The sequence below is a fragment of the Paenibacillus sp. GCM10012306 genome (assembly GCF_042649265.1).
Lineage (GTDB): Bacteria > Bacillota > Bacilli > Paenibacillales > Paenibacillaceae > Paenibacillus_AQ.
In genome coordinates this window covers 174,070-195,875 of sequence record NZ_JBHRYW010000009.1, presented here as the reverse complement: position 1 = coordinate 195,875, position 21,806 = coordinate 174,070, and the positions used below count along the sequence as shown (strand labels likewise).

General features: G+C 44.7%; 20 protein-coding genes and 1 pseudogene. 6 read left to right on the top strand and 15 right to left on the bottom strand.

The features are described 5' to 3' along the window. Positions 1-96 precede the first annotated feature (96 nt). From ACFORK_RS20010 to ACFORK_RS19985, 6 genes are all read right to left on the bottom strand, one after another. Positions 97-1,098: a sensor histidine kinase gene (locus ACFORK_RS20010; RefSeq protein WP_379202215.1), complete on the bottom strand. Its 1,002-nt coding sequence runs from the start codon at positions 1,096-1,098 to the stop codon at positions 97-99. Next, entirely contained in the window at positions 1,099-1,782 is a 684-nt protein-coding gene (locus ACFORK_RS20005; RefSeq protein WP_379202213.1) for a response regulator transcription factor, read from the bottom strand. A gap of 64 nt (positions 1,783-1,846) precedes the next feature. Then, a complete protein-coding gene (locus ACFORK_RS20000; protein ID WP_379202211.1) occupies positions 1,847-2,623 on the bottom strand; it encodes an AraC family transcriptional regulator in 777 nt (258 codons plus the stop codon). Positions 2,624-2,647: 24 nt separating this feature from the next. Beyond that, positions 2,648-3,223 carry a LysE family translocator gene (locus ACFORK_RS19995; RefSeq protein ID WP_379202209.1) on the bottom strand — a complete coding sequence of 192 codons (576 nt, stop codon included), beginning with the start codon at positions 3,221-3,223 and terminating at the stop codon, positions 2,648-2,650. A 113-nt stretch (positions 3,224-3,336) separates the two neighbouring features. Further along, positions 3,337-4,224, bottom strand: coding sequence for an alpha/beta fold hydrolase (locus ACFORK_RS19990; protein WP_379202207.1), 888 nt, complete (start codon positions 4,222-4,224; stop codon positions 3,337-3,339). Between the two features lie 120 nt (positions 4,225-4,344). Then, positions 4,345-5,808 carry a S8 family serine peptidase gene (locus tag ACFORK_RS19985; RefSeq protein WP_379202204.1) on the bottom strand — a complete coding sequence of 488 codons (1,464 nt, stop codon included), beginning with the start codon at positions 5,806-5,808 and terminating at the stop codon, positions 4,345-4,347. 26 nt (positions 5,809-5,834) lie between these two features. Here ACFORK_RS19985 and ACFORK_RS29100 point away from each other — a divergent pair. Then, a pseudogene (locus ACFORK_RS29100) lies at positions 5,835-5,935 on the top strand (transposase); the annotation flags it as partial. A 210-nt stretch (positions 5,936-6,145) separates the two neighbouring features. On the opposite strand, the gene ACFORK_RS19980 reads toward ACFORK_RS29100, so the two are convergent. Together ACFORK_RS19980 and ACFORK_RS19975 are read right to left on the bottom strand one after the other, a co-directional pair. Continuing rightward, positions 6,146-7,048, bottom strand: a complete 903-nt coding sequence (locus ACFORK_RS19980) for a helix-turn-helix domain-containing protein (RefSeq protein ID WP_379202202.1) — start codon at positions 7,046-7,048, stop codon at positions 6,146-6,148. A 98-nt stretch (positions 7,049-7,146) separates the two neighbouring features. Next, the gene (locus ACFORK_RS19975; RefSeq protein ID WP_379202200.1) at positions 7,147-8,325 is read right to left on the bottom strand and encodes an MFS transporter; all 1,179 of its coding nucleotides are present in this window, start codon (positions 8,323-8,325) and stop codon (positions 7,147-7,149) included. Positions 8,326-8,445: 120 nt separating this feature from the next. On the opposite strand from ACFORK_RS19975, the gene ACFORK_RS19970 reads away from it, so the two are divergent. Beyond that, the gene (locus ACFORK_RS19970; protein ID WP_379202198.1) at positions 8,446-9,072 is read left to right on the top strand and encodes a TetR/AcrR family transcriptional regulator; all 627 of its coding nucleotides are present in this window, start codon (positions 8,446-8,448) and stop codon (positions 9,070-9,072) included. A 149-nt stretch (positions 9,073-9,221) separates the two neighbouring features. Here ACFORK_RS19970 and ACFORK_RS19965 read toward each other — a convergent pair whose 3' ends face one another. The 4 genes from ACFORK_RS19965 to ACFORK_RS19950 form a co-directional block, all read right to left on the bottom strand. Next, positions 9,222-9,572 (bottom strand): DoxX family protein, encoded by a 351-nt coding sequence (locus ACFORK_RS19965; protein ID WP_379202196.1) that lies wholly within the window; start codon positions 9,570-9,572, stop codon positions 9,222-9,224. A 255-nt stretch (positions 9,573-9,827) separates the two neighbouring features. Further along, positions 9,828-10,526, bottom strand: a complete 699-nt coding sequence (locus ACFORK_RS19960) for a class I SAM-dependent methyltransferase (RefSeq protein ID WP_379202194.1) — start codon at positions 10,524-10,526, stop codon at positions 9,828-9,830. Positions 10,527-10,952: 426 nt separating this feature from the next. Further along, positions 10,953-13,379 (bottom strand): RNA polymerase recycling motor HelD, encoded by a 2,427-nt coding sequence (gene helD / locus ACFORK_RS19955; protein WP_379202192.1) that lies wholly within the window; start codon positions 13,377-13,379, stop codon positions 10,953-10,955. A gap of 244 nt (positions 13,380-13,623) precedes the next feature. Further along, positions 13,624-14,439: a copper amine oxidase N-terminal domain-containing protein gene (locus ACFORK_RS19950; RefSeq protein ID WP_379202190.1), complete on the bottom strand. Its 816-nt coding sequence runs from the start codon at positions 14,437-14,439 to the stop codon at positions 13,624-13,626. A gap of 155 nt (positions 14,440-14,594) precedes the next feature. On the opposite strand from ACFORK_RS19950, the gene ACFORK_RS19945 reads away from it, so the two are divergent. The 4 genes from ACFORK_RS19945 to ACFORK_RS19930 all read left to right on the top strand — a co-directional run bounded on the left by ACFORK_RS19945 (position 14,595) and on the right by ACFORK_RS19930 (position 17,758). Beyond that, on the top strand, positions 14,595-15,032 hold the full coding sequence (locus tag ACFORK_RS19945; RefSeq protein WP_379202188.1) for a LytTR family DNA-binding domain-containing protein: 438 nt from the start codon (positions 14,595-14,597) through the stop codon (positions 15,030-15,032). A 15-nt stretch (positions 15,033-15,047) separates the two neighbouring features. Beyond that, a complete protein-coding gene (locus ACFORK_RS19940; protein WP_379202186.1) occupies positions 15,048-15,467 on the top strand; it encodes a DUF3021 family protein in 420 nt (139 codons plus the stop codon). 137 nt (positions 15,468-15,604) lie between these two features. Then, positions 15,605-16,921 carry an alpha/beta hydrolase family protein gene (locus ACFORK_RS19935; protein WP_379202184.1) on the top strand — a complete coding sequence of 439 codons (1,317 nt, stop codon included), beginning with the start codon at positions 15,605-15,607 and terminating at the stop codon, positions 16,919-16,921. A gap of 57 nt (positions 16,922-16,978) precedes the next feature. Beyond that, positions 16,979-17,758, top strand: a complete 780-nt coding sequence (locus ACFORK_RS19930; protein ID WP_379202182.1) for a TatD family hydrolase — start codon at positions 16,979-16,981, stop codon at positions 17,756-17,758. Between the two features lie 226 nt (positions 17,759-17,984). Here ACFORK_RS19930 and ACFORK_RS19925 read toward each other — a convergent pair whose 3' ends face one another. The 3 genes from ACFORK_RS19925 to ACFORK_RS19915 all read right to left on the bottom strand — a co-directional run bounded on the left by ACFORK_RS19925 (position 17,985) and on the right by ACFORK_RS19915 (position 21,727). Beyond that, complete coding sequence (locus ACFORK_RS19925; protein WP_379202180.1) at positions 17,985-19,055, bottom strand: DUF4303 domain-containing protein; 1,071 nt, start codon at positions 19,053-19,055, stop codon at positions 17,985-17,987. Positions 19,056-19,216: 161 nt separating this feature from the next. Further along, on the bottom strand, positions 19,217-20,500 hold the full coding sequence (locus tag ACFORK_RS19920) for an MFS transporter (RefSeq protein ID WP_379202178.1): 1,284 nt from the start codon (positions 20,498-20,500) through the stop codon (positions 19,217-19,219). Positions 20,501-20,575: 75 nt separating this feature from the next. Beyond that, positions 20,576-21,727: a winged helix-turn-helix domain-containing protein gene (locus ACFORK_RS19915; protein ID WP_379202176.1), complete on the bottom strand. Its 1,152-nt coding sequence runs from the start codon at positions 21,725-21,727 to the stop codon at positions 20,576-20,578. Positions 21,728-21,806: the final 79 nt, after the last annotated feature.

Below are 21,806 nucleotides of genomic sequence, written 5' to 3'. Positions count from 1 at the left end.
GTACCTCCATCGCTTATCTGATGGATATTATTCTATCTGTCTAACATGACTTTCCGGTGACGATAAAGGTGACAATTCAGTCACTTACCGAGTGTCCTAAATGACTTGCTTATAAAATTTAATCCGAAACTGCGTGCCTTGCCCGCTATCGCTCGTCACATCGATCACTCCGTTCTGGCTGGCAATAATGCTGTGAGCCATCGCAAGCCCTATACCGATACTACCTTCGCTGGCATTTTTCCCTTTGTAAAAACGTTTGAATATATAAGGCAAATCTTCTTTTGCAATGCCTTTTCCATTGTCGGCAATAATGATTTCCGTAAATAAAGCATTCTCGGAAAATACGATCGAAATGGCTCCGCCTTCCTGCGTGTGCTCTACACCGTTTTTCAAAATATTGATGACTGCTTCGACAGTCCAATTGAAATCGCCGATAAAAGTGACTTCGTCATCTCCCGTAATGGAAAGATTTTGTCCCTTAATATCCATCGGAATCATCACCGGCTCTAATGCCTTTTGAATAAGCTTGTTCATGGGAATTACATCTTTTTTGAATGGGATGGTTTTCGCGTCCATTTTCGATAATTTTAATAAAGAGGAAACAAGCCAATCGATGCGTTCAAGCTGAATGCGGATATGGTGGGTGAACTCTGTTCTTTTGGCGGGAGGTAAGTCAGGGGCGCTTAACAAATCGGCCATGACCGTCATGGAAGTGAGCGGCGTCTTGAGCTGATGTGAAATATCAGATATGGCATCCGTCAGCTGAAGCTTGTCCCGTTGCAGAAGCGACCGATGCTCCGACAACATGAGTGTCACTTTGTAAATATCATTTTTTAAAATGCTAAGCTCGCCTTCCTGATTATCCCGAACGTCAAGCGTATCGTTACCGTTGCTAATCTCCCGTAAATAGATGGACAGCTTCTCTAGCTCGCGGTATCTCCATCTCGTGAATAACAAACTGCTGGCAATAAGCAGAATGGATAGAATACAAACAAACGCTGCTGTGACAAACGAAATGAACGCAGCCACAATGATTGCCGTTACGCTAATGGAGCCCATGATGAACAATAACAATTGAATTTCCCTATTACGCAGCATCTAATCACCAACCTTATAGCCTAAACCACGTACGGTTTTGATCAAAGCCGGTTGCCCTGGATCATCCTCCAGTTTTTCCCTCAGCCTTTTAATATAAACCGTTAAGGTATTGTCGTTCACGAACTCGCCAGCCATGTCCCAGATTTGCTCTAAGAGCTGATTTCTTGTAAGAACCTGTCCAAGGTGGTTGCCGAAGATCAGCAATAAGCGATATTCCAAGGCGGTCAGCGAAACCTCGGCGCCGTTTTTATACACTTTTCCTTCCAGCGTATGGATACGGACATTATCGATATCTACGATCGCTCCCGTGTGGGACGACTTCTGGTATCTTCGCAAGACAGTCTTGATACGGGAGAGAAGCTCACGAACCCGAAACGGTTTGGTGATATAATCGTCAGCTCCCATATCAAGCCCCATCACAACATTGACCTCATCGTCGATCACCGTTAAGAAGATAACCGGAATATCCCGCCGCTCCTTCACCATCCTGCACAATTCATAGCCGCTTCCGTCCGGAAGCTGTAAATCGAACAGGCACAAAGCGAACTGATCGATATCTTCTTCGAGTACCTTTTTGGCTGAGGCGACATCATGGCATAGAACCGTTGAGTAATGATCTTGCTGCAGCGAATATTCCAGACCTGAGGCGATCGTCTTATCATCTTCGACTAATAAAATTTTCATGTGGGGATCATCCTTACATTTGCGTTAATTATTCTAATTTTTTCAGGCTTAATTGATCTATCGACTAAAAATGTGAAATATATTCAAGGGCGGTTGTTCCATATACGCTTTTAAAGTGTTTATTTAAGTGGGTTAAATCAAAGAAACCGCATGCAGCTACCGCTGAATAGATATCTCTATTTTTCTCAATCAACTGCTTTGCCCGTTCTACTTTGCAATTAAGGAAGTACTGGTAGGGTGAAATTCCAGTGTGAGCCTTAAATATACGGATAAATTGATATTTCGATAAATTAAGCTCTGTACAGATCTCATCAAGCTTGAGGACATGCTCCAGGTTTCCATAAATCATATCCTTTGCTTTTCTTATGATCGAGCTATCCTTCTTGTCGTCCAAAGAAAGCTTGGTCTGCACAAGACTATCTGTCAGAGATAGAAATAACTCACTGCATAACGCTTCATCTTTTTCGCTTAGTATTGCTTGAGACAGGCTTACAACTCGTTGTCCAAGTCTATCATCGTACACAATAGGCGTTGAAAAGCGCACAATATCCTTTTTTCCAATACCCTCTAGAAACATTTGCGTCGTATCAATATATAACATCACATAATCTAGACCTGACTCATCATGTGCCATACCGTCATGTACTTGTTCTGGATTGAAGAACATCACGCCATTTTGATGAGATAATTGCAAGCTGCCATCTATGTGATAATGTTGAATCCCGCGTAAGGTTACACCGATTGCATACTCCTTGTGAGCATGCTTTTTATACTTGAATTCGGTCATACTTGCCGACAATGCAGTAATACCTGCCGATTTTTTATAGAGAAATTTCTCCATTATAGCACCTCTATATGAACTTATCTAAATCCAGATCATGATACCAGCGTAAACTAAAAAAATGGCCATCATAACACTAACAATCTTATCGTGCTTCTGTAAGAACTCTTTAAAGATCGTGCCAAAGAGAACCCATGTAATAAACGCTAAAAAACCGACCAATGTTATCTCCATAACACTTAGCATTATAGCAGGGGCTCCACTGTAATAGGGCAGAACAAATGTTGGAATTACAGTCAATGTGAAAAGAACGGATTTAGGATTTAATAACTGCATCATAAAGCCAGACCAAAACGTGGCCGCTTGGTTTTCGGTTTTATCTGACGAACTCTTTTTACATATCAGATACGCCAGATAGAGCATATAAAGGCTCCCGATGACCTGCATGATCATTAATACTTTCGGTAGAATGGTTAGTAGTAAATTATTCAAGACGGCGGAAACAACAAGTAATAAGCCAAAACCAACCGTGGCTCCATACGAATATTTCATTGCTTTTTTTGCCCCAAAATGATTAACAGTGGACAAGATGACAATATTCGTAGGCCCCGGTGTAAATGTAGCGATCACGCAGTAAATCAAAAAAGATGTAGTGTCCATGAGAAGGTTCCTTTCAAGCGGTTCTCACATCCTACATCTTATAATGAGTGACATATAGTACATTATTGCTGATCATAAGCTCCATCCGGAGGTGTACAAATTTGCTCAGTCAATCAGTCTCGACCCGCCTCGTACAGCTTCTGCGCTACATAGGCCGGCTTTACGAATGCATCCGTCATATGGTCTCCGTCACCGACGATCAGGCGGAACATCCCAAGCCGCGATGCCATATGCGGATACCAGCCAAGGCCCTCTGCTCCTGTAAAAACGTTGTCCTGGTAAAAAAACAAATAGCTGCTAGGCGTGGTGAGTGTATAGAATTTTTTGAGATCCAACTTCTCAAAGAGTGGTTTTGCCGGTTCCGGAGTGACGCCTGCGTATATCCACTTGGCCTGCTCCAAAGTCGCTGTATTAACGAAAAGGGCCCGAAACAGCGGAAACGGAAGCATAATTGTATCGTCATTCGAAGCGGCTCTGAGCTGTGCGAACCCTTGCGCCGTTTGAGACGGTAACTCGTCAACTATAGCCTCGTCGTCTTTTAATACAAACGCATCCCAAAAGACGAGCCGCCTAATGCGATCCGGTATCTGTTCCGCAACCTTCTGGATGACCGAGCCACCGAAGCTATGCCCGACGAGAACGATGTCTTGCAGGTTCATTCTTGTTACATAGTCGACGACAGACTTCGTAATCATCTCATGCGTAACTGCTTTGTTCGGGTCTTTACCGTGCCCAGCATATTCTGGCGTATAAACGACATGCCCTCTCTTGCGCAGCTCCGCTGCTATGCCGTCCCAGAAGTGGGCATCGGCCCAAGAGCCATGTACAAGTACAAAGGTCAGTTTTTGCTCCGGAGGCAACCGGTGACTTTCAAATGTTTCACGGGCATCATATTGCCCAAACCATCCGCTTGCAGGATAGGGGGAGTAATAGAAGCCTGAAGGCATTAAACGGTAATTGGGATAGGAAAATTGAGGAACCTGCGGGTAATAAGGATACATGCTAAAACATCCTCTCAACATCGATATAACTCAGCTTATGCCTAATGCTTTTGAGAGGTTCCTCAGCTTCAACTACTACTTTCAATTTTTCCGATATACCTTAATTCATTCCCCATTCAATTAGGTTAAGTGCAGCTTATATTTTTCATACCATTCATAAATCGGCAACGCTTTGTTAAGTATTGAATCAGGGTCATGAGTTTTTTCTAATTTAGGAAATTCTGAAAACCTATTTAAATATCCATTAACGCACCAACGGACAGTCCAATTTAAATCTGTAGCCCAGGGGAGCCAGAAATCTATCTCATTTTTCGTTGCATCTTGTAATAAGCCATACGTATACCAACCACGCACCCCACCTTCTTTCTCTTGCTTTAAATTCCGCCAATAGATGTCACGCTCATCAGCATCTTTCGGTTTTTGCAAAGCCCAGATAGCGATTTTTCTTACCACAGGTGAATCATCACACGCAAATCTCCATAACTCATCTCGACTGCATTGTTCTTGTCTAACCAAGATCGAGAAAGCTAATCCTTTCTCTATGGGATCACTCGAAACAATTGAAATGAATGGATTTGTAATAGCAATTGGGGACGGACGGTTCGGAACACCGCTTTTTGAGTAACCATCGTTAAGTGCTTTAATGACATTCGAAACATTAATCCTCGGTGCCAGGTTATCATAGCCGACTAAAGGAATTCCAAAATCAACTAACGCATTTCGTAATGTATCTATCTGGAGATTCGGGTATTTAGAAAGTAAATATGCGCATACCCCTGTCACAAGTGTAGATGCCCCAGAAGTCCCTAAAAAATACGATATTTCATTAGGTTTCTCTAGTGCCTCGCAATAAGGAATTGGCAAGTACAGTCTTGGCGCTAAAACATCTGGTCTACTATGTCCGTCGCCATTTCTTCCCCAAGGCTCATCTGGATAAACTGAATGAACATCTATGTTTGCAGAGCCATGATCATTATAGCCGCCAACTGCTAAATATTCTGTGGGGGGCATTATATTATCTAACCTTGTATTACCGTTAGCACAAATTACAAGGATTCCACTCTTAACAGCTGAAGCCAGTGCCTGAACTGTAGAGTTCTCACTTGTGTTTTTTAACAAAACTGAATTATCCAATGCGTGCCAACCCATACTTAGAATTATTTTTATGTTCCACTCTTGACTTCGTTCGAGAATATAATCTATACCACGTTTTAACCGTTCACCTTCACCCTCTTTAAAAGCTAGATGATCGAGAACTATAAAATTTGAAGCAGGTGATAAACTTGTATATTTTATTCCTTTAAATTCAAAAGGCTCATGAGACAGTGCTAGTACAGCCATTAGTCCATGCTCACCTTTATCACCATCGGAATCGTTAGGCTCTTCAAAGGCAATTTCTCGACACTCTACGGATAAATCGTTATGAACTGAAACATATTTAATTCGTGAACCCAAATGACGAATTGTATGATGAGGTCTTATCGTATCAATTATTACAATACCAATATCTTTACCTGCATCCTCTTCAGGTGGGGAAGTAAAGCCAAGTCGTGACCATGTCGGCTCATATAATTTCTGATGCAATGAATCCTCATCCTCTCTATATATCAATGACGGAACCGGAGAGTGTGTTGGACAACTGAAGAACAACCGGGGTTTCCTGCGGTTTCTGCTTCGCGGCATAGAGAAAGTAACGCCCCCGGTTGGATGACTTTCGCTTACCCATAACGTGTTGAAGCAAGCGCAGTAGACCAAAAACGCAGAGCAACGATTCTCCAATAACGAGAAAATCGCTGTTCTGCGTTCTTTTTTTGTCGTTAGAATGAAAAAAGCTGTCTCCTGTCGTTAAAAAAACTACTTTTGGGACAGCCCCTTTTCGCTATTACAAGTATTGTCTGTGCTCAGGCCATTCCTTAAACAGCTATATCTTTTTTACTGGTCGCAACACTGCATAACCATATCCCTCTGGGAAATGCCGTTGGTAGTCCTGTTTGGTTTCTTCATCCCATTCGTATCCCATACCTTTGGGGTCGAAGTTCCAAGCTACTTCTTCCACTGTGTTCATAACAGCGCCATTATCCTTAAGGTAATCGAAAATCGGGTGGAAAAAGACCAAATATTCAGATTCCGGGATCTCCTTGCATTCCATCCCTTCCGGAATAGGACCATCATACCCCAGAGAAACGGGGATTCCATACAAGTACCCCTTTTGCCCATTCCGGTAAAACCATCCTGCCGTCTGACCAAGTTGTCCAGGAAGGGCATGATTAGACATACTCTCCAACGTACCACTAATCTCATCACAAGAGTGTCCGTTTCCCCAGAAGTCCCCATAGTTTGTTACAGAAATGTCCCAGATCCCGATAAATTTGTGCGCTGGTATGAACTCGACTTTGATCTCCGCTGGTTGCAAATGTACTTTACTCATCTTATCCCGCTCCTTGATCAAATAATGATAAGGTGAGAATACCTCCTGACGAATAGCCAATGGAATAGGCCGGGGAGCTTTTTGGTATGCTGCAGGGGTGAGCCGAAAAGCCTTGTTGAATGCTCGTGTAAACGCTTCTTGTGATGAGAATCCATACTTTACGGCAACATCTAGAACCCGCTGATCACTATCGCGGAGCTCCAGGGCGGCGCGGCTGATCCTTCGAGTCCAGATGTAATCCCGTAAGGTCATCCCGGTTAATTGATTGAACTGTCTAGAACAATAATAGGGTGAATAGCCTAGCTGTTCTGACATCTGAATAAGCGATGTGCTCTCCGTAATATTGCTCTCCACCCAGTCTACCATTAGCTGGACCATTTCATTCCATTCGTACATGGAAGTCCTCCCTCCTTTCGTTATGATCATAACACCGGTAATTTTTGCATACTTGATTCGAGTTGTACATCAAAGCGTCCCCTATTTTTTACAACTCCTCAAGATGTAACAACCTTCACGCGCTTCGAACGCATCCACCAGCCGCCAACCAAGACAGTAACCACGTAAACTACGCCACAGGTTAAGAACAAAGGCTTCAAGTTACTCTCAACATAGAGGAGTGAGCCAATCATCGGGCCAAGCGCACTGCCGATATACCGGACTAAGTTATACACGCCGATAACCGTAGCGCGTTCCTCTGGAAATTGCTCCGCCAGAATCGTCGTTGGCATGGACGTAGTTAATCCCATCGTAAAGCCGAATAGACACACATCCACAATCAAGATCGGCAACGATAGATGGGCGGTTAGCGCAAACAGAACGACACTAAATGCTTGAAAGAGAAAGGCATATAGTAAGCCTCTGCCGCTTCCCATTACATTACGCATCCAACTTCCCATTCTAATACTCACAATCGTACAGACGGACATCAGGAGGAGAACAGTACCGACTTTTCCCGAAGACATGCTGTAAAACGTACTTAGAATTTGGGGCACGAACACAATGTATACCAAATAAATTACAAACTGGATGGATCCATACAATACGACGACAGCGCCAAGATGATTGCGAAAAATAATCGTGAGCGATTTTAGACTAAAGCCCTGCGTAGATACTGTCTGTGACTTGGTCTCAGGTAAGAACTTCATGTTAGCGAGCAGAAGCAGCAGTATGATGAGTGTTAAAAAGATAAACACACCTTGGTAACCGAACTTCTCTCCAATCACTCCACCCAGAAGTGGACCTAAAGCAGGTGCTAGTAAAAGCATAAGCTGATAAGTGGCCATTCCCTTTGCCAGCTCTTTTCCACGGAACAAATCTCCGATTACGGCTGCCCCTATAACAGGAACGGCTGCTGAACCTATACCCTGCAAGACACGAAACACCAGGAACAAACCAATGGAATGAGAGAATGCGCAACCTAAAGATGCTACACAATATAAAACAAGCGCAGGTATAAGCACTTTTCGTCTTCCTTTGGTATCTGCCAGTGGTCCGAACACGATTTGCATAACAGCTAAAGCAACCAAAAATAATGAGACCGTCAAGCTCATTAAATAACTTGTTGTATTCAGTTCATTTTGCATGTCGGACAACAAAGGTGTATATAAGTTTTGTCCTAGAGATCCTGTAAAGGCACTGAAGCCAACGAGATATAAAATAAGGCGTAAATTCATAACAACTTTCTCCTTTTCGCATTAACTGACTATTGGTCAGTTTCTTGATGTCCAGTTCATTATATTGACTAACTGACTACAAGTCAATAAAATTAAAATTGCAAAGGGGGCACGAATACCATGAAGAGAGTAAACAAAAAACCAGAGATTCGACGTAATGAAATCATAGAGACCTCAATGGAACTATTCAGAGCGAAGGGTTACGATCAAACTGCTGTAAGCGATATCGTCAAAAAACTAAGCATCGCTCAAGGTACGTTTTTTTATCATTTCAAAACTAAAAAAGATATTATGATCGCCATTGTGGAGCGCTTGGTCGATGAAAAAATCACCAAGATCAAAGCGCTAGCTGAAACCGAAGAAATGAGTGCGGAGGCCAAACTCTATGCCATCTTGTGGAGACAATCCTACGATGATGAGAGCATTATAGAATTTCTTCACCACGAATATAATGCATCGATTCACCAGAAAGTCCTCGTACAAATCGTCCAGGAAAGCGTCCCTTATGTGATACAAATTCTGGAGCAAGGAATAGCTGAGGGAACCTTTCAAATTCAAGACCTGCAGGAAACCGCTGAGTTCATACTCGTTGGGGTTAACATTATGTTCGATACAGGGATATTCTTGTGGCAGGAAAATTCATTGGACCAAAAGAAATTGGCATTCAATCGAATCGTCGAGCGTATGCTCGGGAATTCTTTTACCTTTTCTAACCCGAATTCAATATCTCAGCTGCCAATAAACTGAATTTAAGCCCGTAGTAGACAGTTCTTCGCTGCGGTTTATGTAGGCCTCAAAATAGAAACAGACCGCATTCCTTCAACAGGATGCGGTCTGTTTCTTGTCTAAGCACACAAGCCAATCGCTTTTTTAGCGGGCTAAGTGGACTTATTTCATTAGAAAGGCTGGATGCCAAAACGTCCGATAACTACAAACAAACTAATCAAAAGCAGTACTAGACAGGTTACAGCCCCTGATGTTTCCTTGCGTCTCAAATGATATATTATTGCAAGTAACATGATAATTCCGGTTCCAATCGCAGCAACACCTGTAAGATATGGTGCGATGTTAAGTGCACCTGGCAAAATCAAACCGATAGCACCAAGTACCTCCGCAATACCAATAAATTTCACTAGCCCCACGGACAAGTTTTGCTCCGGCTTCGGTTTTGTAAACAGCTTCATTAAGCCAGGCAGTAAAAACATGACTGCAAGTAAGCCTTGTGCGATCCATAATGCAATATTCATTATAAACAACCTCCCATATAACTATTATTCATTAACTTTATTTATGTAACTTAGTGTAATTTCATAAGAACATTTTGTCAAGAAATTATTTACCGTTATCATTCGATCAGTCTCGCCGGCCTTGTATAGCTTCTGCGCCACCATAGCCGACCTTGTGAACGCATCGAATAGGATATTGAATCGAGAATAGCCATATATAAAATAACAAAACCACTCCCGCTAATATGGGAGTGGTTTCGTTATTTTCGAATAGTATTAAGGTTTCTTAATCCTTAACATACTGTTGGCACCCTTTTGAAACTCATAACCAACTTTGATTTCTTCCGTAATATAACCTTGGCTTTGTATAAAATCAATTAACTTATCTAGATGTTCATATCGATTGCAGGATAGGTCAACCAAAGGGAAAATGCGTATTTCTTCCTTGGTAACACGCATTAACTCCTGTATAGCTTGCAAGTGGAAGTCATAGTCCAACCGATCAGAATACATAAATAAGAAATGGGCAGATAATGTTAAATCAAATTCCTTATCTACAAATGGCAACACCGGTAAAACGGCAGGGACATAACGATCAGGTGACTTTTTCATATCATTGGCACAATCAGTTAACGCTTGTAGCCTGTGGGCTCTTAAGCCTTCTACAGACTTAAAATAATCCCAGCTGTAATTGGACTGTGCTTTTTCCATATTAAGCATAGCATGCGCAATATCTTCGGCACCTTTTGCAGCAAGCTGTTCAAAAGGATGATCATAAGCAATATCAGTGGCAGTAACGTCTGCCCCTAGTTGGTTGGCAATTGTAGTGAAAGAACATGCCCCCGCCGGACAATCAAGGATTTTTCGTTCTTGTAACTCCTCTTCAGATAGACCAAACATCAACATGTACTCATCAAATGTTCTTCCAATAAAAACAATCCGACTCAAATCTAATTTAACCTCTGCTCTACTCATCTCGGCTCACCTTTCCTCTTCTCAACTGTTCTCATCAAACCGGAGTGTTCAGGAGGAATTATACCAATAAATGTTATAAAAATCCATATTAATTATTAGCCATAATTACAAATTCCGTACTGTTCAACAATCTCATGTTCACCATAAATATTCGCAACTTGGAAGACCATATTAGACGCAAAGCATATTGAGAAATCGGGGTGAATATTGTCTTTTTCGCGTTAACAGTATTTGTTGCTATGAGTCATTTTTTAAATCAATATAAAAAGCGAAAGCACTCCTACTAATCGAAGTGCTTTCGCTTTTTAGAATTTCTTCACTAATTCCATCACTTAGGTCATTACGGTTCAACGTCGAATTACTTGCTTCTCATCATTAAGACAGACCAAGATTCTTCAGACCCAAGTTGTCCTCACTCATCCCCTCTTACCGCACTACCTCAACCAATGCCGAATCCACCGCCTGAACGAACGATGTCCAATCTTCAGTCGTATATAGCAACAGCCGGTGCATTGCACGAGTACATGCCGTGTAAAAATGCTTCCGTTCGCTCTCTCGCTGATACGTTTGCGGGGATGCATCATAGATCAGTACGGCGTCGAACTCAACGCCTTTTGCCAAATATACAGGAAGCACCGATGCCCCCTTCTCAAAGCGCTGAGTCTCCTTGGTGATGAGCCGCAATTCAGTCGCCCCCTGCGCCGTCAATGCTTCATAAGCCTCCCGGCTCTCGGCAGCAGTCTTGGTAATGATTGCGATGGAGTCAAAGCCTTCCGCTTGAAGCGCAGCAAGATCCTGCAGAATGCGGATTGCGCGATCTTCCACAGTATCTGCAACAACTAGCGACGGCTTCTCGCCATTTCTATTAAAAGGTACGATCTCTTCACCAGGAAGCAGCGACTTCGTAAACTCCACGATCTGCCGAGTAGAACGATAGCTCCGAACAAGCCGGATCAGACTCGTTTCCTCCGGGCCGTACAGACCGATCAATGATGAATTCGCCTCATCTAGTTGTGTTGACTGGGGAAAAATCGCTTGCCCAAAGTCACCAAGCACGGTCATGCGGGCGCGGGGAAACAAACGTTTGAGAAACACATATTGAAACGGGGAGTAATCCTGGCCTTCGTCAACGAAAATGTGCCGCACCACGGTGTTCGTCCGCGTGCCTTCGAGCAGTTCTTTTAAATATAGAAACGGTGTTGCATCCTCGTAGAAAAGTTCGTGCCTACTCAGTTTCTCCTTCGTTTGTATGCAAATTTCCGCCCACTGCTGAGGCACTTTGGCCTCACCCGTCATATGCAGATACGATGCTTCCTCGCCGAACAGCTGGCTGTACAGTCCAATCACATCGATGAACCGGAGTCGCTTCACCTCCCGCCGCAGCGGCTTGAAGTGTGCCTTCACAATTATCCGGCACAGTATCTCTTCTTGCTGCAGGGCAGAATCGAAGATTTCCTCTTCACCCTGCTCCTTCTCCGGACGATCGCCATAGAGATCCACATATTGCTGCGTAAAATCAAACACGGCCTGTTCCCGCTCGTACTTCTTACGGAGCATGCTATAGGCTTCCGTATAGTGATCCGAATCGAGGTAATCCAGTTCATCCTGAACCCACTCCGCTTCCAGCTCCTGCCCCGCAAGCGACGCCAGCTCTTTCAGCAGCCATTCTTGCAGCAGTAACACACGATTCATCAATCGGATGGAACTGTCGTAGCTGTAGAATTGAGCTTTCATTTGTTCAGCGGTAATCAACTCACGATCCTGGAAATAAATACTATGGAACAGCATGCCTTCCTTTCCTAGCCAAAGCGCATAGTTCTGGAGAGCGTGCAGAAAAGCTTCGGAAGCTTTATACTTCATACCAATCAGCCGCGCTTCTGCTTCCTCTGAGCCCGCCGCTGTCAGCACATATTCAATCTGCTCGAACGGATCTTCCAAGGTCATCGTGCCGCCAAGCCAATACGCGAGGTATTCCTGAAACGTCGTTTGCTGCATATTCTCTTCGCCAAGCTCAGGCAGAACGGTCGATACATAACTGTTGAACATCGGATTCGGCGAAAAAAGCACGATCTGGTCCGCGCTGAGCCGCTCCCGGTGCTTATACAATAGGTAAGCTACCCGCTGCAATGCTGCGGATGTTTTGCCGCTGCCCGCCGCCCCTTGCACAATTAGCATATGGCTCTTATCATCGCGGATGATAACATTCTGTTCCCTCTGAATCGTCGCCACGATGCTCTTCATTTGATTATCTGCGCCCTTACCGAGCACCTGCTGAAGCAATTCATCCCCGATCGTTACGCTCGTGTCGAACACATTCTGCAGCTTACCGTCCCGAATCTGATATTGCCGCTTTAAGGTCATATTCCCCGTGATTTGTCCGCCCGGTGTGTCATACTCAGCAGCTCCTGGCGAGTGATCGTAATACATACTTGCAATAGGTGTCCGCCAGTCATAGACCAGAAAGTTTAACCCATCTTCATCTACAAAAGAGGACACACCAATATACACTTTCTCGCTAAATTTCAAGCCGTCCTCATGAAAATCAATCCGCCCGAAGTACGGTGACGGCAGCAGACGTTTCATACTTTTATAACGCTGCAGCCGTAATTTGTGACTACGTTCGCGCTCGTTCAACAACGCCTCTTGCTGCTTGATGCTGTAGAAGGTCTCTTCGAAATCTTCGTCCGTACTCGTATTGACCGTAACTTCCTCCCAAAACTGCTTGCGAATGCCGACCACCTGATCACGAAGTCCGCTCACTTCCGGCTCCACTTCAGCGATTCTCAACTGTAATTCTTCCGTAACGGCATCCAGCCGTTCCTGTTCTTCCTGCCAATCCTTACCGTTAATCATCTTCTGAACACACTCCTTGTCATACGCGTTTGAAGGATGAAAAAAGACATTTGACAAACCCTGAATCCCCATGATAAGATTAAGATATAAATAAGATGCAATATTTATAACATTTTACATAAAAATGAGTAATGATTTAACTATATCATAATGCTTAAATGGACGCAATCCATTTATTCAGCGGAAGAACCAGGCGAATTACGCCCGGTTCTTTTTTTGTTCTCGTGAGAAGATCTATACGATGCTAATCGACGCAGGCATCCACCAGAATGTACCGAAGCGGTTTCGCTAGAATGGTATTGGTGGTCTCCGCAGTGAATGTGGCGCCAGGTTTAGTTTGAGCTTGATTGTAAATGTCAAAATGACTAAAGTTCGAATCCTGAACATAAAAACGCAAATAATGATTATCGCCTACTGTCGACTCTCCTGTATTTTGCGAAGTCAGCTGCATTTTGATCAGAGGAACTTCACCTTTCTTGTCTATCGTTTGAATGACAGATTGTATGGGTCGAACAAAAGAATCAGAATGCTGTCCCAGAACATGCTCCTCATCACTTACGACACCAGAAGGAAGATACCCAGGATCTTCGTAAAGACGGGTGATTTTGTGACTCGAATCCCACTTTGTATCCAAATGAAAGGCTTTGGCAACTACGCTGAGCGGAATGTACATACTTCCTTGAATCAAGACCGGTATCGTATCCATTCGGGATGCTACACCATTAATTTCAATGTCTTTTACCCCAACGTTCATCTTTAAACTATAGTTTTTCTCTGTTTCATTTAGGTAGTTTTTTCTGGAGATCACAGCACTTTTATTCACTGCATCATAAGTTACTTCCGCAGCTAATAAATCGGATAGACTTCGCAAAGGAACCATCAGACGATTGTTCTGATCGAGGTAGGGGGATTGTGGTGCAGTGTAGGTCACGTAATATTGATTGATTTGTAAAAGGACTGGGGAATGGACTGTTGCGATTCTAGCGGACGCCCTATCTGCCAACGACATCGAGAAACTAAGGATTAGCGCTAACGTGAGGAACATCATTATTCTTTTCATAGTCAAAAGGAGCCACCTTTCTGTCTCTATCGATTTCTTCTCTTCACCACAAATCTTTCTTTTAGTTCTGTATAGACTCCTAGATTTCCATTATTTATATTATAATTCAATTCAGTGATCGGAGTTACTAATTATTTGATAAAGCGAGTGAACATATGAAAGTCTCAATTGAAGAAATAAGCCGTGATCAGGAAGAGGAAATTCTCATCCGGTGCCATGAGGTAGATGACGAAATAAATGAAATCGTAAATAAACTACAGACAGACAACCTCACTTTGCTGGGACATCATAATGACAAGGTCCACCGCATCAAACTTAGTGATGTCTATTATTTCGAAGCCGTGGATGGGAAGGTGTTTCTTTACAGCAAAGATGACGTTTTTGAGGTAAAGCAAAAGCTTTATGAATTGGAGGAATTGTGCAAAGAAAAGAACTGTTTTCGGTCCTCGAAATCAACGATTTTGAACATAGCTAAGATTTCAGTTATTCATCCGACCCTTAGCGGCCGATTCCAAGCGGTGCTTGATAACGGGGAACGCGTGGTGATATCAAGGCAGTATGTGCCTGTGCTTAAAAATATGCTGGGATTGTAAGAGGGAGGGATACCTATGAAGCTTTCCGAATTTGCAAAAAATATTATACAAAGTTTCTTGATGATCTTCGCATTAATCATCCTCATCATTACGGTATTGCGAACCATTTTTTATCCCGATCTTGCCTTTGACTTGAAATCTATTTATATCATAATGGCCTTTTCACTTTTGGCGTCATTAATGAACATTATTTTGTATTCTTCACATGATTTAAGTGAGCAGCAGATGCGTGCAAGAATTATAGTCCATTTTGGGGCTTTGGAGTTGATCTTGCTTTCCCTTGCTGCTGTCCTTGGGATTGTAAATAACGTCTTGCAGGTATTCATTATGGCATTAGAAATTGCGGTAATCTACGTTATAATTCGTCTACTATCATGGCAAAATGATAAAAAAGAAGCCCAAAAAATCAACGAAAAATTAAAAATGATGCGGTGAGCGGATAGCTTATCGCTCTTTTTTTGCAACTTATTCCCCCGTAGCTACAGCTTATTGTTTTTCTATATACTTCCTTCTAGCCGTTTTTTATGATGATCTCATAAAAAATGAATACGAACACGAAGGGAGTAACAGCGATGGGAATGTTGGTTCTAAGTATTGCTCTGATTATAGAGATGGTCTTGGCAATATATTGCTTGATAACGAAGCACAACCATCAGAAATTAAGAAATTGGGTTAGAATGGCTATCTTTGCTGTCTTTATCACACTTACCTTGACCTCAATCATCATGTGGAGCTTCCGCTGGGTGTTGCTTGCTATACTGCTGTTCCTACCCGCGGTAATTGGTGCGGTTTCTCTTCTCCGCAACAAAACAACTACCCAAGCCTACAAAGGCACGCGTATTGTCAGAAAAGCAATTGTGATGATATTCACGTTAATGCTGGCCCTTGCACCTGCACTTGTTTTCCCCCAATATAAACCACTGAAAGTAACAGGCGAATATAAAGTCGCAACCGCTACTTACACCTACGTTGACAACAACCGGATTGAGGAATTTAATGACACGGGGAAAAACAGATTTGTTAATGTGGAATTTTGGTATCCCGTGCATGGGAATGGCTCCTTCCCACTTTTGGTATTCTCGCATGGCGCATACGGAATTAAGTCAAGCAATGCCTCTACCTTTACTGAACTCGCAAGCCATGGTTATATCGTAGTTTCGATTGATCATCCGTATCATTCCTTCTATACGACTTCAAAGGATGGGACGACTGTTACGATCAATAAAGAATATTATCAGGAAGTCAGTAATGCCAACAAAGATGGTATTTACACGATAGAGCAAGTCTATGGACTCATTCAAAAATGGATGAAGCTGCGAACAGACGACATGAATTTTGTAATCGATATGATCCTGCAAAAATCAAAGAGTGATCCTAACCCGCTTTATAAACAAATTAATACGGATAAAATAGGTGTGTTCGGACACTCCATGGGCGGTGCTGCAAGTATTGGGCTTGGCAGAGAGCGTGATGATGTGCATGCCGTTGTCAATATTGATGCCCCCATGTTCAGTGAGTTGAATTATGATAAAAAGACTGATGATCTCGTCGCCAGTGGCAAACCCTACACAACACCCGTTCTTAATATTTATTCTGACGATGTCTGGAAACAGCTCGATAACCAGCCATCTGTCTATGCTGCAAATAAAGTAGCTGATAGAAACTTCTCAGAGATGTATACCGTTCATTTTCAAGGTGCAAAACATTTAAGCCTGACGGACTTACCGTTGTTTTCTCCTCTACTCGCCAATATGCTACAGGGTGGAAAAGCAGATATTGATTCGCATTACTGTATTGAAACAGAAAACCAAATTATTCTTAATTTCTTTGACCATGTATTAAAGGGAACAGGCCCGTTCACACCTAAGGCTACCTATGGGTTAAAATAGAAATAGAGCTGCAACAGTTCTTATCACATTAACTGCACACTTGGGAGGACAACCAGAATGATTGATGCTCATATTCATCTTGAACAATATGAACCGGAATTTATCGCCAGCACACTGCGTGAGTTGCATGGTCTGGACGTTCAAGCGCTCCTGGCTGTCTCCATGAATTATGAATCCTGCCTTCGCACCGAAAAGCTGGCCGCCCAGTATCCCGGTCTCGTCCGGCCGGCTTACGGCTTCCACCCGGAGCAGCCGGCGCCTTCGCCGGAGGAGATCGCCAGGCTGCTGGAATGGATTGAAGCCCGGGCAGACAGACTGACCGCCATAGGCGAGATTGGGCTGCCCTATTATACGCGGGCGGAAGCGCTGGAGCGCGGCGAGTCTTTCGAGATGGCGCCGTACATTGCGCTGCTCGATAAGTTCTTGGGGCTGGCGGCGCGCCTTCGCAAGCCGGTCGTGCTGCATGCCGTGTACGAGGACGCGATGATCGCTTGCGATCTGCTGGACAAGCACGGCATTACCCGGGCCCATTTCCACTGGTTCAAGGGCCCGGAAGAGGCCATCGCGCGAATGATCCAGCGCGGCGATTATATCTCTTTCACGCCGGATCTCCTGTATGAACAGGAGATCCAGGATCTGGCCCGCCGCTACCCTCAGGAGCTGGTGATGGCGGAGACGGACGGCCCGTGGCCCTTTGAAGGGCCATTCGCAGGCCGGACCACCCACCCGGCCATGATCCATGATGTGGCCGCCGCATGGGGAGCATTGCACGGCCATTCAGAGAGCCGGGCGAAGGAAATTTTAACCGCCAACACCGTGCGGTTCTATGGATTGTAACGCGAGGCCGTGTGGCTCCGGACCAGTAGAAACGACTTTGTCGTCCTCTAAAGGGACGGTATCCGTTTCAGCAGGAAATATAAGAATGATTCATAGCGTAAAACATATAAATTCTTATATTTAAAAAGGGCGTTGACCGCTTGGCGGCAACGCCCTTCTTTTTTTCTCATAGCACACATTATCGCAGGGGATGAATATGGATTGTCCCAGCATCTCACCATCGGTTCTAGGCAAGCTTTTGATAACTTTCAATATTCGTCAATTTCGTTCTGCCTTCATCATGCTCTTCCTCCGGGTAACGTACCGGGTTCAACGCATGCAGCGTTCTAGCGATATTAATACACTCCTGGAGTTCCCCGTCTTGCTCATATTTCCTGAACAAAATCTGCAGCAAACGGCGGGTTGTGTCCTCTTCGGCAAGACCAATCTTCATTAACATGTCCAGAACGCTGAAGCGGATCAGGGAATCTGCAACAACGGTTGTGCCATCAGGCATTGGGCGATAGCCAGACAACATTTCGAAGAGAGTAACAAGCCAGTCAGTGGCCGGAGCACCGAGAAGTCGGATTTCATCCTCCATATTGTATTGATTGAGGTACATTCCCTTCAGCTTGGATGCTTCATCCGTATCTTTGTCGAGAGCGAGGTCCAGATAACTATTGGTCCAATACTCAACCTGCGCAGTTATGGGCAGTTGTTTTATTCTCTCCTTATGCACAGCAAATCTTTTCATTTCAGGAAATGCCCTGTAATAGGCCTCTTGACTCACCGTACGATCAAGGTATTGATAATAACCTCCACCATGATCCACCACAAAAGCCATGAAATCATCCGTCTTGTTCAAGAGCTGCATCACATCCTGAAGCTCATCTACCATCTCAATCAGCATTTCTATGAATTTTGCACGCAGATCATTGGCTTCCTGGATTTCGGGTGCATTCGCGTCCTCATCCTCCTTGTCATACAATTCGGTCAGCCTGCACTCCAGCAGGTATGCGAACTCATCCATTGCTTCCGGCTGAGCCGGATCTTCATAGGAAAAATCACCCGAATTAAACTTCAAGCCGCTGCGTCCGTTCACCCGATCTGGAGTGTAAGAACTGTAGTACGACTCTACCGTTTTTTGCAAGGCTGCTAGAGTATTCCACCGCAACAGTACCCGTCCGTAAGTGGACTCTGCATCCAAAACAACAGCATATACATCTTGATTTCCCTCGGTTTTGGAAAAGTCCTCTAGCGTCTTTCTGCAATGCTCCATAAACACTTCTTGAAATAAACTGAAATCAGGGTCTGCCATTACTACACCTCATGTTGGTATTTATTCCGGTTCTTTATCGGACTTTGCATTTTCGTACAGCTCATGTCCAATTACCTTCCATATCAGGGATTATCCCCCTTTAAAGTATGGCATAGCAATCTAATGGCCGAAAAGAGTATAAAGACTTATGTTAATCTCAACTATTCCCCGGCAAGCTGCTCCACATGAGATCTGGCATTTCCCTCTTTTTCAACATGCCACAGCACCCGCTGCAGCAGAAAACCTAGCAGTCCTATTGCCGCAAGGACACTACCGAAAATTATAAAAATGACGCCAGGGCCAGCACGTTCTACCAAGACTCCCCCCAGCATTGGGGCTACAATCATAACGGCACTGAGAATTGTACTTTGGATGCCGAATATCCGCCCTGTCATGTGCGATGGCGTCTCTTTTTGCAGGCAATAATTGAAGGTGATCATCGCCATTCCGTTCCCAAGTCCCAATAAAATCCCCAGTAGCAGCACCAGGATCACGGAGGCTCCCGGCGGCAGCAATCCCAAACCGGAGAACGACATGCCGATCAGCGCATATCCACAGCCAATCTTCCAGCCGTATCCAGCACTAGCGTTCATCTTGTTCATCACCATAATCATTAGCACAGCTCCCACACCCGAAGCTGCCACCATCCAGCCCAGCATCGCCTCCTGCTCTGGCGCAATGGCCCGGAATAAGCTCGTAAACTGAAAATCTATCATCTGGATCGCCAGTGATCCAATGAGACCAAATATCAGGGTGCTCAACAGCAAGCGACTGCGGAGAATAAAGCTCCAGCCTTCGCTCCACATCTGACGTAACGGAATCTGTTCCTCTGAAGTCTCCGAATGCGTCTTCTCTGCAACAACCCCGTCATTTTTGACTGTAAGCAACAGCAAATAAGAGCCGGCTCGCAAGCAAGCATTGAGTAAAATACACCATTGAGGCGAGAGTACCGACAACGCCAACCCGCCAAGCAGCGGACCGGCAATCTTGGAGCTTTGATTCACAATCCCATTCAGAGAGGTCGCCTGTAAAAGCTGGTCCTCCCGGACAATGCTACGTGTCAGGGATTGCTGGGCAGGAACATTTAATGTTGAGAGTCCCGCGCGCAGCATCAGCAAGGGGAGCAGCCACCACATGTTCGGAGCGAGCAGCACCAGAACGGTCAGGATGGCGGTAAGCAGATCACAGATGCGCATCAGCTTGAGCTGGTTCAGACGGTCAGCAGCCACGCCTGCCACAGAGCCCAGCACAATGCCGGGCAGCGCGAGCGAGACCGGGATCAGCGCCAGCATTAGCGGACTGGCCTGCCAGCGATAGCCCACAAGCACCTGAATCGCGAGTGCATCGAACCAGTCACCGAAGGTCGAAGTCGCGTAGGCGGTGTAGACGCGCATGTAGACTTTATTGCGTAATAGGCTTGGTGCTGATTGAGCAGTAACTTGCATAAGACATTCCTCCAGTGGCTTGAATGGATCAAGTTGATCCTGATGTCAAAGTAACAGAGGAATGTCAGAGAAAGATCAGAGGGGATGGATTGCCCCACGAATAACGGCCTCAAGCGGCTTTAACCATTGGTCCAGTCCCCGAGCCGCTTGCTCCGCTTCGAACATTTTTTTGTATTTAGCCTGTAAAGCCTGGGGAAATGAAAAAATCGCTCCACAGTACACGATTCGATGTAGTGCCTGCATTAGTAAGGGAACAAACCCTGAAGTCTCCAGAATCTGCAGCCCCTCATCCAGAAGCGCTTCACCGTCACGCCAATTCTTTTGCCGCAGCTTCCATAATCCCTTGGTGATATTGTAACTACCGCTCTCACGCAGAAAAGGTCTTGCGCTCAGACGCTCTTCTATGTCTCCTAGCATCGCTGCCACTTGTACGTCAGGCGTTCCGGCCGCCAGGTGAACAAACATCTCGCTTATGGCTACTGGTAGTTCAAAATTTTCGTACTCCGGTTCCTGGATGACTGTATAGGTGAGTTTTAAGCGTTCCAGTGCTATGTCCGTCTTCCCAGCCACTGCATAAAGGTCAAGTATATTCAGGATTTTCAGTTCCTGATGCTGAAACTGCGGCAAAATCTCTCGTTCAAGTAATAACTCACAGCTAGCCAATCGATCTGCAGGGTCGCCAGTGAACATGAAGAACAGCATCAAGGAGTACAGCCGATCCCTCAGCGGGGCTTCCGTTGTGTGCAGCAACCATTCCAGATCACCTTGCACAAAATGAACATAGACAGCATAAAAAGGATCTAATTCATAACCGAGCACATCCTGCTGCCGCGCCAGGGTCTGCATGGATCTCCCCTGTCCATATTGATGATATTTCACGAAAACCTCGCGCATGGTCTCATGCAGCGCGGTATCTTGGATAGATGGAGGGGTGAGTGTGCTGGCGGTATCTTGTACCGCCAGACTGTAGCCGAGACCACGTACCGTTCGAATCGTCAGCCCGTGAAAGCCCCCTAGCTTTTTACGCAATCGGTAAATATGATCATCCACCGTCCGTTCCACCGGATATTCCAGCGGCCATACCTTATCTAGCAGTTGTTCCCGGCTGAAGGTGCGTCCCTTGTTCAGATAAAGAAACCGCAGAAGTGCGAATTCTTTAGGCAGCAGCTCCACTGTAAGTCCTTCGGCAGTCACTTTATATTCATTGTCATTCAATTCAAGCCGCATCCAGGAACCTTCCTTCTCACGTTCACTTTAATGGCCTCATTATATCAGGCTGACCTCGCCTCACTCCAGAGAAAATAGG